7 protein-coding genes are annotated in these 13,817 nt (G+C 52.6%); 2 read left to right on the top strand and 5 right to left on the bottom strand.

Going from position 1 to position 13,817, the window contains the following annotated elements; translation table 11 throughout:
* Positions 1-162: 162 nt before the first annotated feature.
* Positions 163-1,020 (top strand): ABC transporter permease, encoded by an 858-nt coding sequence (locus AC0YOB_RS20480; protein ID WP_475794523.1) that lies wholly within the window; start codon positions 163-165, stop codon positions 1,018-1,020.
* Between the two features lie 36 nt (positions 1,021-1,056).
* Positions 1,057-1,935 (top strand): carbohydrate ABC transporter permease, encoded by an 879-nt coding sequence (locus AC0YOB_RS20485; protein ID WP_475794327.1) that lies wholly within the window; start codon positions 1,057-1,059, stop codon positions 1,933-1,935.
* Positions 1,936-1,996: 61 nt separating this feature from the next.
* On the opposite strand, the gene AC0YOB_RS20490 is transcribed toward AC0YOB_RS20485, so the two are convergent.
* From AC0YOB_RS20490 to AC0YOB_RS20510, 5 genes are all read right to left on the bottom strand, one after another.
* Positions 1,997-3,973: a beta-galactosidase gene (locus AC0YOB_RS20490; protein WP_475794328.1), complete on the bottom strand. Its 1,977-nt coding sequence runs from the start codon at positions 3,971-3,973 to the stop codon at positions 1,997-1,999.
* Positions 3,974-4,086: 113 nt separating this feature from the next.
* Positions 4,087-5,802: an extracellular solute-binding protein gene (locus AC0YOB_RS20495; protein ID WP_475794329.1), complete on the bottom strand. Its 1,716-nt coding sequence runs from the start codon at positions 5,800-5,802 to the stop codon at positions 4,087-4,089.
* Between the two features lie 318 nt (positions 5,803-6,120).
* Positions 6,121-10,188 carry a bifunctional 2',3'-cyclic-nucleotide 2'-phosphodiesterase/3'-nucleotidase gene (locus tag AC0YOB_RS20500; protein WP_475794330.1) on the bottom strand — a complete coding sequence of 1,356 codons (4,068 nt, stop codon included), beginning with the start codon at positions 10,186-10,188 and terminating at the stop codon, positions 6,121-6,123.
* A 277-nt stretch (positions 10,189-10,465) separates the two neighbouring features.
* Positions 10,466-12,160, bottom strand: a complete 1,695-nt coding sequence (locus AC0YOB_RS20505; RefSeq protein WP_475794331.1) for a M3 family oligoendopeptidase — start codon at positions 12,158-12,160, stop codon at positions 10,466-10,468.
* 295 nt (positions 12,161-12,455) lie between these two features.
* Positions 12,456-13,676: a threonine synthase gene (locus AC0YOB_RS20510; RefSeq protein WP_475794332.1), complete on the bottom strand. Its 1,221-nt coding sequence runs from the start codon at positions 13,674-13,676 to the stop codon at positions 12,456-12,458.
* Positions 13,677-13,817 lie beyond the last annotated feature (141 nt).

Below are 13,817 nucleotides of genomic sequence, written 5' to 3' on the forward strand. Positions count from 1 at the left end.
CGGCATAGACCGCTTTCACTGCGGCCATTCATCCCTCTAAAGGAGCGACCTCCCATGCAAGCAAGCACAGGCAACCCGCAACCGATTAAGGCGCCAGCGGCGAGAAAAGCTGCCAAGGTCAGGAACAGGTGGAACTTCAAACGGACATGGCCACTGCATTTCATGATGGTGCCCGGCGTGATCTTCACCCTTATCTTCGCGTACCTCCCGATGGGCGGCATCGTGATGGCGTTTCAGGACTTTAAGCCGTGGCTCGGCTTCTTCAAATCCGAATGGGTTGGCATGGAGCATTTCCGCTATATGTTCCAGCGTCCCGACAGCGTGCAGGTGATTATGAATACGCTCATCATCGCGTCACTCAAGATCGTCTTCCAGCTCATTACCCCCTTGATCTTCGCCCTGCTGCTGAACGAGGTACGCGCGATGGGCTTCAAGCGCTCCGTACAGACCCTGGTCTACCTGCCTCACTTCTTGTCCTGGGTTATCCTCGGCGGCATCCTGCTTGACATGCTGTCCCCTGAAGGCGGTCTTGTCAACCGGGCACTCGGCGTTTTCGGCATCGATCCGGTGTTCTTCCTCGGCAACGGCGACTGGTTCCGCTTCACTGTCGTCGTCAGCGATGTCTGGAAAGAATTCGGATATGGCACAATCGTTTTCCTGGCTTCACTCGCCGGCATCAATCCTTCGCTCTACGAAGCCGCCGAAGTGGACGGCGCCGGGCGCTGGAAGCAGACAGTATACATTACGATTCCTGCGCTGATCCCGATTACCATTGTGCTCGGAACGCTGTCACTGGGCAATATTCTGAATGCGGGATTTGATCAAATTTTCAATCTGTATAACGCCCTTGTCTACAGCAAAGGCGATATTATTGATACTTTCGTCTACCGGATGGCCATCCTGAACGGCGAAATGAGCTTCGGCACAGCCGTCGGCCTGTTCAAATCGGTCATCGGCATGCTTCTGATCATCTTCGCTTACCGGCTGGCTTACAAATTCGCGAATTACCGGATTTTCTGAATTACCTGTTTGCATGTATAGGAAGGAGGTCGTCATATGCGCCGCCAGTCCGTTTCTTACCGGATTTTCTCCGGCTTCAACTATGCTCTTCTGCTTGTCGTCAGTCTGCTCTGCATCATGCCGCTCATTCATATTCTGGCCGTTTCCTTAAGCGGCAAGGCGCCGGCAAGCGCCAACCTCGTCGGCTTGTGGCCCATCCAGTTCACATTCGATGCCTATGAGAAGACACTTGTCAACGATAACTTCCTTCGCGCGCTCTGGCTGGCAGTGGAGCGGACGGCGCTCGGTACCGGAATCAGCATGCTGGTCATCTTCCTGACCGCCTATCCGCTCTCGAAGGAGGATTCGTTCTTCCGCGGCCGATCCGTCTATGCCTGGTTTTTCGTATTCACCATGCTGTTCAGCGGCGGAATGGTGCCATCCTACATTCTCATCCAGAAGCTTCATATGATGAACACGATGTGGGCGCTCGTTCTGCCGACCGCGGTCAATGTGTGGCTGCTGATCCTGATGTTGAACTTCTTCCGTACCGTTCCCAAGGAACTGGAAGAAGCGGCGCTCATCGACGGGGCCAGCCATCTACGGACGCTCATCAGCGTATATCTGCCGATTTCGCTGCCTGCGATCGCGACGCTCTCGCTGTTCAACATGGTGGGCCACTGGAACTCCTGGTTTGACGGTATGCTTTATATAACGGAGTATGACAAATACCCGCTCGCGACGTTCTTGCAGACGATCATCGTCCAGCAGGACCTCAGCAAGGTCAACGTCCGGCCTGAGGATCTTGAGAATATTGCCCAGCGTACCGTCAAAGCGGCGCAGATTTTCATCGGCGCACTGCCGATCCTGCTCGTGTATCCGTTCCTGCAGCGGTACTTCGTCAAAGGGATCGTGCTCGGTGCGGTCAAGGAATAGAATGGTGAAGGAAACCGCCGGTCTGCTGCATGCAGGCAGGCGGTTTTTGTTGTGTAAAGCCTTAAAACCCGATCCGCGGAATTTCCCGGGCTTCTTCGCGGGTCGGCTCCAGCCGCCCGTCCGCTATCCCGTAAATGCGTCCGTGGGTTGTGGCAACCCGGTCGATAAAAGGCTGATAAGGCCGATGGCAGACATCGACGGCGCCAATCTGGAAGTTCTCTCCATCGAAGCGGCCCAGCAAAGCCTGGTCATTGAGGATAAAATAATGTACCCCGACGAGATCCGTCAACGCGGCCGCATGCTCCACATAATGGCTGTATGCCTTGCCGCGCTCCTCTTGCGTCGTTACGCCGCGAAGACCTGTTGCCAACAGGCCGGCGTCAGGCGCTCCGAAGTGAAATTCACCAATCATGACAGGCAGCCCGGTAAGTGCTGCGATCTCGTGAATTTCGTCTGCATCGGGCTTCATTTTGTAGCAGTTTATCGAAAACACGTCGAAATGATGGCTTCCCTTGAACAGCTTCGGGGATGAAATCCATGCATAGCGCATGCCGAGGTTCAAATGGTTCGGATCCGCTTGGCGGCATGCCAAGGACGGGATGGCATTATATTCTTCGATCATGAGCTCCGTAAACAGATCGAGATCCTCCGCTGCGCCTGCCGATGCAATGACTGAATCAGCTTCGAATGGCTGCAGCAGCCCGTCGAACGACATGAGTACCGTTCCCCATGCCTCGTTGAGCCGGCTGATCTCACCTTCATAACGTTCCGACAGGAACCGGATCATCTCCCGCTTGCTTTCGAAGGCGGCATCCAGTTCCAGCAGCTTCGCCGCCAGATTAACATCGCCTGCGAATGCCCAGAGCGGTTCGTTACGCAGGAAATATCCGATCAGATACGGATCGTCCGCGTATGCTTTCAGCTGCTCTGCAAACTGCTCAGCCCTAGCGCGGAACTCCTCGCTGAATACATCCGGAAAGTCGCGAAAGATCGACCGCTGCGTCATCGGAAAATGCTCCAGCGGCAGCACATACGGCATCGCCGCCCCCCGGATGAACCCCGGATCGGACCAATTGCCCACCGTATTAAAGCCCCATCCCAGCAGCCGATTGCGGGTGATAAGCGCCCAATCCTCGTACCATGTGCGCCCGAAAGAACGGATCAAATTGGCGACGGCATAGTTGAAATAGCGGCCATTCATCAGATCGCCCCTCCCGTCGGTCACACTCCATGCCTCCGCATAATCACCGTCCTGCGGCGGCAGCCGGCTAAGCAGCGGCTCCATGCCGTCGACCTTCATGGACTCGCCGGGATTGACGCAGTCCATGCCGAGGCTGTAGAATGCGGAGCCGTCCGGATCGACCAGCCACCACCTCCTGCCGTCATGCTCCGTCCGGAAATAGCCGGACGCCGCGAACATCTTGCCCTTCCAGCCGCCGAACCGGCTCCTCTCCGCAGCTAAGCTGGCTGAACTGCTTTCCCGTTCGCTCCGCAGATAAGTGGCGAGTTCAACCGGATCCGCGGTTTTCCCCGGCCAGCTCTTGCGCGAATACTGTCCCAATTCGTCCACAAGGCTGATTGGCTGCAGCGTATAATCGGGCTCCGCCATTGATAGATGGACGTTCCACACGTTAAACGTCCAGCCCTTGGCGGAAGCGAGCGTGCCGATTGCAAACGCTGCGACCTCAGAGCGCTTCAAGCCTTCACCCGAGACAAGCGTCTTCAGCTTGCCCGGCGTCCTCGGCAGGAACACGGCTTGAGAATCGAGCGCGTCCAGCGGGAATGCGATGCGCGTCAGCACACCCGGCAGCACGCCCGTGAAAGATTGCAGCGACGGCTCCCCGTCTATGTGTTTATAAAATTCAATTCCAAGCCCAAGCACTTCATCCTGCTCGTGATACACATCCATAACAAGATAAGGCGCCATCTCCCAAAGCTTGCGGCCGCTGTGCGCGACGGGGAATAATTTCCGCCCTCCTGCGGGGCCGATTGAAAATTCCTGGTCGCCTGCAAGCAGGCCATTTTCATTGCTGCCCATTTCGCTTCGCCTCCCGGATTTATGAATTTCACTTATACCGCAATTGCAGCATTTGGTACCATAAAGACCCGGCCATTGGAATGACCGGGCTTGCTGTCCGCCGCATTTGCTGGTTACTTGCCGCCTACGGCTTTATACCACTCGTTGGCTTCGGTGTATATTTTGTCGCCGCCGTTCTTGTTGTAATCCTCAACGAACTTATCGAACGCATCGATGCCAAGCTCCCCGTAGACGATCTTGCTGAAGATTTCCTTCTCAAGCTTCTCCAGGAATTCGCGTTTATCCTTCATCGTAGGCGTCGCGGAACCCGTAAACATATTTTTCATGGCGATATCCTTCTGGTCGATGACGATCTTGGCTGCCTCGAGGACAGCTTCCGGCGCCATTTCCTTTTGCAGCTTCTCAAACGTCGTTGAAGGCTCTTCGCCCGAGGCGATCTTCGCCAGCGCATTCATGGAGAGCGAAGGAATCCGCGCACCGTCGAACGTAAGCGTATATTTATTGGTTGCGAAGCCGTTTTCCCCTTCCTTCAGAACCACTTTCTTGCCGTCTTTCTCATCCCAGTCATAGCCCTTCGACAAGCCGTATTCGAACTCGCTGCCTTCTTTGGGATTGGCGTAGTTGTCGAACAGATAGTTCTGGTATGTGAAGAACACTTCCGGATTCTTCATATCCTTGTTGATCAACACCACGCCGTTGTTGTTTGGCGTACCGTGGCGTCCGGCTTTGCCATCCGGTCCGGCCGGGATCGCATACGCCTTATATTCCGCACCTTTTACATTCTTCTTCACATCTTCAAGCGGCCACGAAGGCATCCAGTGCGGACCTGCTACGATACCTGCTTTGCCGGAGGTGAATGCTTCGGTCGACTTCGTTTCGTCCCATAGTCCGGCTTCCTTCGGAATGTAGCCCTTCTTCATCCAGTCGCTTAATTTCGTCAGACCTTCCTTCATGGCAGGATTGATCGAGCCGTACGAGATGCCTCCTTGACCATCGGAGTTCCACTGGTTCGGCATTGTGCCGTAAGCGCCGAAAACCCAGCCTGCATCGCCCATCCATGTATTCAACCAATTCTTGAAGCCGATCGTCAGACCGAATGTATCCTTCTTGCCGTTGCCGTCCGGATCATTGTTCGTGAAAGCTTCCAGGATCTGCTCAAGGTCCTCAATCGTCTTCGGCGCCTGCAGATTCAGCTTTTTCATCCAGTCCTCGCGGATCCAGAGCACCGGGTCGCCGTTGTATGCATAGTCCAGGATCGGGAGGCCCACCCGCTTGCCATCGCGCATATACGGGTACCATACAGTAGGATCCTCGTTCATAGCGTCCTTCCAGGTCTGGGAGGCATACTTGTCAAACAGCTCGCCCGCATCCTGGAAGCGGCCGGAGTCTATGAGGTCGTCGACCACGTCTGCCGTAGTACGCAGCGGCAAAATATCCGGGAACTCCTGATTGGCGGACAGCGCCAGACGGAGCTTTGTCTTGAACGCATCGTTCGTATCCACTACAGTCCACAGATACTTCAGCTCGATGCCGAGCTTCTCTTTCGCCCATTTAGTGTGAACGTTGTTCTCCATCGACTCGCCGTCTTTAAACTTCACCTCGGCACCGATGCCCCGCACCACCGTAATGGTTACCGGCGGATCGAACTTCCCGTCTTTTATCGGTGCACCGCTCTTGGCCGGATCCGTATCCGCGCTGCCCGTACTTCCCCCGTTGCCGGAAGAGCCGTTGTTGTTTGTAGAGTCGTTATTGCCGCCCGTGCAAGCGGCCAAAATGCCGATCAGCACGGTAACCAGTACAAGAGCAATAGATTTGCGCAGCTTTCTCATCGTGGTTCCTCCTATAACGAAATTAATGATAACAATCAAATTGTAAGCGATTTCGTAAAGGGCGGACAGAAAAAGGTATTAACATCCATACCACTTTGTTAACTTCTTGAAAGCACTTCCATTTAAAAGCAGATCATTATATTATCTGTTAAAAACATGGATATTGGCGTCGAAGGCCGGCGCGTGGATAAGGGTAAACGGGCGAATAGATTCAATCTTGGCTCCCGTTACAAGACAAACCCCTCCAGGGAGCGCTCTTGCGAGCGCGGTCTGCTTGGAGGGGTTTGTTCATGCGTCAAAGCGCCCAGTTCAGATAAATCAATTCACTTTGGTAATGCGATTTTCGGTTTTGGCGGTAATCGGCCCGGCCGGGAATTTCGTTTTCACGTATGTGATCGTCGCATCCAGGTCGACAGGACCCGCCTCGCGGTCCGTTCCTTTGACGAGCAGCGTATAGCTGTCGCCCCCGGTTGCCATAAAGTCGTTCACGACGATTGTATAGAAAGCCGCGTCCTCCAGCGGGGTACCGTCCGCTTTTTTGATCTCGATAATCTTCTGGCCGGCCGGCTTGCTGTCATCATAAGAGTACGTGAACCCGGATACTTGGCCGATCTTTGTTCCGGTCTCGCCCCACTGCTGATTCAGCAGTTCTTTCATCTGGCTTCCGGACAGCGTCATTTTCACAAGCACGTTGCCGAAAGGCTGGATGCTGAACATGCTGCCGTACGTAACGGAACCTTCCGGCATGTCGCTGCGGATACCGCCGGAGTTCATAAACGCGAAATCCGTCTTCATCGCCTCGCGCATGCCGTCCGCAATCAAGTTGCCGAGCGCGGATTCGCCGGATGCTGCCGCGGTGCGGGTGATGGCTGCGTCCGTTTTACCGACAGGCGCATTCATGACCGGCGCGTTCAATTCCTGGTAGTCCTTGATCATTTTCGCGATTTCGGCATCCGGTTCGATGCCCTCTTGTTTGACATCGACGACCTCGCCTTTGGCCAGCACGATATCATGCGTGGCGCGGTCGATCTCCAGATCGATGTCGGAGAAGGCTGTGCCGTACGAGTAAGCCTCGGTGACCAGCTTGCCGTCGATCACTTTGTTCAACCCGCCATGATTGTGGCCTGCGAAGATGACGTCCACTTCGTCGTCCACTTCGTTGGCCAAATCGACGACTTCACCGGTCGGCGCGCCGGCGCTGCCCTCAAAGGGATCATGGGCCAGAATGACAATCGCTTCAATGCCTTTAGCCTTTAATTCCGCAACGGCTTTATTGACCGCCGGAGCCTGCTCGATGAAGGTCAAGCCTTCGATGCTGGATGCTTTGACAATCGTAGGGGTGATGTTCGTTACGACGCCGATAAAACCGATTTTGACGCCGCCGACTTTTTTGATGACATAGGCGTCAAGGAGCGGTTTGCCATCCTTATCCACGACATTGGCCGCCACGTAAGGGAAGTCCGCTCCGGCGAAATCTTTGCCGGATACCGGATTCTTGCCCCCGTTGATCAAACGCAGCGCTTCCTCTGCGCCCCTGTCGAATTCGTGGTTGCCCACCGTACCGGCATCGAAACCGAGCCGATTCAGGAAATCGATGGTCGGTTCGTCCTGCAGCAATGCGGATACCGGAGCGCTTGCGCCTACCGCGTCGCCAGCATGCACGAGCAGGGTGTTCGGGTTAGCCGCTTCGCGCTGCTTCAGATAGGCGGCCAGGTAATCGGCTCCGCCGAGCGTGGCGGTAACGTTCCCGCCGGCATCCTTCACTGTCTTGCTATAATCCAACTGGCCATGGAAATCGTTAATGCCGAGCAGTTGGACGGAGATGTTGCCGGTCAGAAGGCTGATCACTTTGGCTGCTTCGGCACGCGTGGCCGCCGCTGTGGGGTTAAACTTGCCGCTGCTGCCGCTCATCACGCCGCGTTCGACGGTTATGTCGACGCTTGCGCTTGCCCCGGCACTGATGGCCGAGCTGTCCGTGAATTTCGCTTCGCTTTCCGCTTTAAGGGTCTTCCCTGCCTTCAGATTCAATGCCCTGCTGATCATAATGGCCATTTGCTCGCGGGTAATGGTTTGATCCGGGGCGAACCGGTCTTTGGTAATGCCGCTGACAAGACCGTTCTCCGAGGCGGCCGCCACCGCGCCGGCATACCAGGCCGATGCAAGGATATCCTTGAATTTCGTTTTACTTTTGGCGGTCAATTTCAACGCTTTAACCAGCATGGATGCAAACTGCGCCCGGGTTACCCTGGCATCCGGTTCGAATTCCGCGCTGCTTGCGCCCGAAACGATTTGTTTGGAGGCAAGCTCATTAATCGCGGAATACGCCCAGTGCGATGAGGGTACGTCCTTGAACGTTTTGCTTACATCCAGGGAAAAGAGGCCGAAGCCTTTATCGTCCGTCTTGTTCAAATAACGGATGTTGGACGACGATTTTACGTACTCGGCCGCTTTCGGGGAAGACGTAATCGTTACGTTCACTTCTCCGAAGATCGGCGCAATCGACCAGTTGTTATCGCTCGAGGGATCAATCGATTTCTGCGATGAGATGTAATCCATCAATATTTGGCGGTTCTCATCGGGCGAGTCGATGATGTACTTGCTTCCTTTCACGCCCGGGAAGCTGCCCCCGCCTCCCGCACGGTAGTTGTTAGTTGCGACAAGAAAATCCTGATTCGGGTCGATTGGTTGGCTGTTATAGTTTAGTTGGACGATCCGGCTGGAATTGGCGTCGTTGATCGTGCCGTCCGGTTTATATTTGGCCGGCTTCGTTACGTCGATCTGGTACGTCACTCCGTCGATGACGTCGAAGTTGTAGACCGGAAATGATGGGTTGAGGAGCGGCTGCTCTTCTTTGTTGTCCGGATCGATCTGTTTGAATTTGCCCGCGGACATTTCGAGCCATTCCTTGACGGCTGAGCCTTTCACCAAAATCACTTTTAACGTGTTGTCATACAGGTAAAGGTCGCCTGCGCTCTTGATCGCGAGAGGGCCGGCTTTAATTTCCGTAAACTCGTCCGGACCGTTGCGTCCCGCTTTAAAAGGTGCGCCAACGGACAGGATCGGCGTGTTTATATACTGGGGCAGGTTTTTCTGCACATAATTCTCGACGTACCACTTTTGCGCATTCGTTACGATCTGGATGGAAGGGTCGTCCTGCACCAGGGAGAAGAAGCTGTGGATCGGCGCGGTCGTCGTCCCGATCGGGCTGTTCGCATATTGAATGGCCGCTTCATGGTCGGCCTTCACCGCTTCAACGACAGCAGGCTCTGCTTCAACCAGCGGCTTTTGGGCCGCAGTATCGTAAATCGCTTTTGTGGACGATTGGGAAGCGGCCACCTTCCACTTCCCGGCCTGCTTTTCCAGCGTCAAATCGATGATGCCGAGGTTGTTCCCGCCGTATCCCGCTTGCACCGCGGGCACTTTGTTGATCGTTCCTTTGGCGTTGTCAACGCCCGGAAACACGCTGCCATCCGTGTCCTTGAATAGCGGGTCGAGCGATTTATCGTCCACCGCAGGAAAAACCTTGTGGGTATGGGAGAATGTAATGGCGTCGATACCCGCCACTTTGCTCAAGGGCAGCACGGCATCCTCTGCATCTGCATATGCTTTGGCGGATCCGTTGAAGCCCGTGTGCGCCAAGGCGATGATGAGATCGGCTCCTTCAGCGCGCATCTTCGGGATGAATTTCTCGGCCGTCGCGACAATGTCCCGGGCCGCAACATGGCCTTCGAGCCATGATTTGTCCCATTGGGTAATTTGCGGCGGAACGAAGCCGATCACGCCGATTTTCAGGGTTTGCTCCTGTCCGGACTCGTCTACCAACGTTTTGGTGATAATTTCATAGGGATCAAAACGATTGACGTCATTGTCCGGATTGCCGTCTTTGTCGTCCATATACACGTTCGCGTTAACGTAAGGAAAGTTGGCGCCCTTCACGGCTTCATCCAAATAATCGAGTCCATAGTTGAATTCATGATTGCCCAGTGTGGCGGCATCATACCCCATAAGGTTCATTGCTTTGTAAACGGTATGGACTTCGCCTGCTTTCAGCGGAGCGACAAGCGCCTTGTAAGTACCGAGCGGGGTTCCTTGAATCAGGTCGCCGTTATCGACCAAAAATGTATTTTTTGCTTCCTGGCGGGCGGTTTTGACCAATTGGGCCGTTTTGGCCAAGCCTACCGTGTCTGAGGGGGCATCCTTGTAATAATCGTAAGAGAGAATATTCGTATGAATGTCCGTCGTTTCCATGATTCTCAGCTTTAAGGCCGCGGTGCCCGGGTCAGCCGCTGCCGCCAGAATCCCGTTAAATGGCAGGGCGATCAGGCCCACCGTCAAAGATGAAATAATGAATCTGCTTAATTTCCTCCTCTTGATCCGGTTTTTCATATGCTGCCTCATCCTCTCATGTTATGCATGCTAACATTTTTATCATAAGGGAAAAGGTGGATGGATTACTAGAATTAAGTTTTTAAAACTATTAAAAAATAAATATAAACGATATCAGTGTATGCTTGAAAAGTTGCAGATCTGCTCAAGCATTCGCTGCAACGCAATACCAATACGAATTACATACACTCCGAAACGCAGCACAAAGACGGCCGAAAACCCTTTCGTCGGGGACTCACGGCCGTCTTTTTATTTTTTGTGAAAGGCTTGCTTACAATTACAGCTTCTTGTCATCAACACCGCTCAGCCAATTATCGATGTCCCCCATGACCGATACGACACAGCCGTCTTCGAACGGCGATATGAGACCGGCCACCTTGACGAGCTCCAGGAACGACTTGCTTCCGCCCTGCTGGCACAATTTCAGGTAATCGGCCCAAGCGGCTTTGTAGTCTTCGTTCATCCGCTTCCAGAACTGGAACGCACAGATTTGCGCAAGGGTGTAATCGATATAATAAAACGGCGAGCGGAAAATATGCTGCTGCTTCTGCCAAAAACCTCCGCGTTCCAGATAGTCGTTTTCATCGTATTTGCGGTGCGGCAGGTATTTCTTCTCAATTTTGCGCCATGCCGCTTTGCGCTCGTCCGGCGTCGCATCTGGATTTTCATAAACGAAATGCTGGAATTCATCCACCGAAACGCCGTACGGAATGAATTGCAGCGAGCTCGCCAGATGATCGAAACGGTATTTATCCGTATCCTCCTTGAAGAACAGCTCCATCCACGGCCAAGTGAAAAACTCCATGCTCATCGAATGAATTTCGCATGCCTCGTAAGTTGGAAACCCGTATTCCGGCACTTCGTAGTGGCGGCTCTCAAACACCTGGAAGGCATGCCCTACTTCATGCGTCAACACGTCGATGTCTCCTGAGGTACCATTGAAGTTGGAGAAGATGAAAGGAGCTTTGTAATCCGGCAAATACGTGCAATATCCGCCGCTTTGCTTGCCTTTCTTGCTGACCAGATCCATCAGCCCGTTATCCAGCATGAAGGTGAAGAATTTGTCGGTTTCCGGAGACAGCTCCCGGTACATCCTCCGTCCGTTCTCCACGATCCAGTCGGGATCGCCTTTGGGCTTAGCATTACCGGTTTTGAAGCTGAATCCTTCATCGTAATATTTCAGCTGGTCAACGCCGATCCGGCGGAGTTGACGCTCTTTGAGCTTAGTGGTCACCGGCACCATATATTGGGCCACTTGATCACGGAAATTTTGAACCATCCCCGCATTGTAATCCGTTCGGCTCATCCGTGCATATCCGAGCTCGACAAAATTGCGGTAGCCCAGTTTTCTGGCGATTTTGGTACGCACTTTGACCAGATCGTCATAAATGCGGTCCAATTCCTGTTCATGGTCCGCCATGAATTGATATTTGGCGTCCGATGCCCGGTGCCTCATATCCCTGTCCGTCGACAATTCAAACGGCGTCAACTGAGCCAGCGTCCGTTCTTCCCCTTCGAACGGGATTTTCGCGGATGCGATGAGCTGGCTGTACTCCGTAGATAATTTGTTCTCCTGCTGCAGGTCTTCAATAATTTCAGGGCTGAATGTCTTGAGCGACATTTCCGCCAGACGGAAAAGCTGCTGGCCCCACTTGGCTTCGAGCTCCTGACGGAATTCCGACTGGGTTAACGCACGATAGTAATCCGTTATGTACTCTTGAATAACGGGATTAATTTCATCGAAATAATCTTGCTCGGCCTTATAAAATTCGTCTCTTGTATCTATGGAATGGCGAATGGAGACCAGCGTCTCCTGTGTGTTGTACTCGTTGCGCAATTGATTGATGGACTCCATCACCTGGTTTTGTTGTGCTGCGCCTTCAGCCTGGTTGAACGATGCGAGCAGTTCCTTAAAACGCTGTTCAATCTTCTTCACGTCTGGACGTTCATATTGATACTCATTGAATGTCATGAATCCGACCATCCTCTCCGTTCCATTTATTTACTATTATTCATCATACCCCAACCGAAATACCATTTTCCATATCGATATCGGCCTTGGTTGACCGCCCCACAGAATCGCTTCTTTTCCGGGCTCTTGAACAACGTCCAGAAACGTTTGGTAGTTCAAATAATAGCAATCTATCCATTTCTGAAAAGTGCCAATATAACCGGTTTCGAAGTCCCAAGGATCCTTAATTCGACATTTAAGGAGGAATCGGGGACGAAAAGGATTGGCGCGGGCTGGAGAAAGGACAGGTGAATGATTACCTTCTACCCTCCCTGATATATTCATCCCTTTGCAGCTCAGGGACTTCAACCTGGACCGTATCCGGATATTTCACTCCAGCTCCGGTGTTTAAAGCAACAACGGTCTCTTGTTCCCTGATCCATCCGTTCTTTCTCAAAATTCTTGCGGCTGCAAAAACAGCAGCGCCTTCCGGGCAAATAAATGCGCCTTCCATTGAGGCTATTCGCTGCTGCTCTTGCAAGATGCCTGGATCGTCAACAGCAATAGCGCAACCATCCGTCTTATAGACCGCATCCAATACCAAAAAGTCACCAAGGGCTTTCGGCACATTGATTCCGAATGCAGCCGTTGTTGAATTTTCCCAAAATTCCGAGACGGCCTTTCTTCCTTCCCAGGCTTTGACAATAGGCGCACACCCGGATGCCTGAACAGCGACCAGACGAGGAAGCGGACCCTCAATCCAGCCTAAAGCCAGCAATTCCATCAATGCTTTATATATGCCAATAATACCTACTCCACCACCGGTTGGATAAAGAATGACGTCAGGCATTTTCCATCCCATTTGTTCAGCTATTTCAAGTCCCATCGTTTTCTTGCCTTCAATACGGTAAGGTTCCTTTAAAGTCGAAGCATCAAATAAATTAAAATCCTTGACAGCCTGTCCTACAATTCTGCCAGCGTCGCTAATTAACCCATTGACCAGATACAAATTTGCCCCTGAAACCGCACACTCGTTTCTTGTAATCCTAGGGGCATCGAGAGGCATCACAATGATAGATTTAATGCCCGCTCTCGCTGCATACAGCGCCCATGCGGCACCGGCATTTCCATTCGTCGGCATAGCCAGCTCTTTAATTCCCAGTTCCTTTGCTTTAGAAACACCGACAGCAGCCCCTCTTGCTTTGAAGGTTCCGGTTGGTATAATGCCTTCATCCTTCATAAACAGGTTGGGAATAGCAACGGATTTACCAAAATTCCGCATTGGAATTAATGGCGTCATTCCTTCTCCCAATGAAACAACGTTCTCTTCTTTTAGCACAGGAAGTAATTCGTGATACCTCCAAAGATCAGCTGGTCTTCCCAATAAATCCTTTGGTTTAAACTCCTTTTTCAATTCATCCAGATCATAGCTGACCAGTAAAGGCGAACCGCATATACACAGCTGATGTTTTTCATGCAAATCGTAGATTTTATTGCACTTGGGACAGTTAAGGTGGGAAACATAGCTAAACTTCATTTATCTTGCCTCCATTTTCAAGTCATTCATCGTAGTAGAACCATTCTGTACGAATGGTTTATTAATTTAAGAGTACAGGATGAATTACTTTTATGGAATTAAAATTAATTAATCGGACTGCCGCTATTGAAAGTACCGCAG

The organism is Paenibacillus sp. JT31N17 (assembly GCF_056269255.1).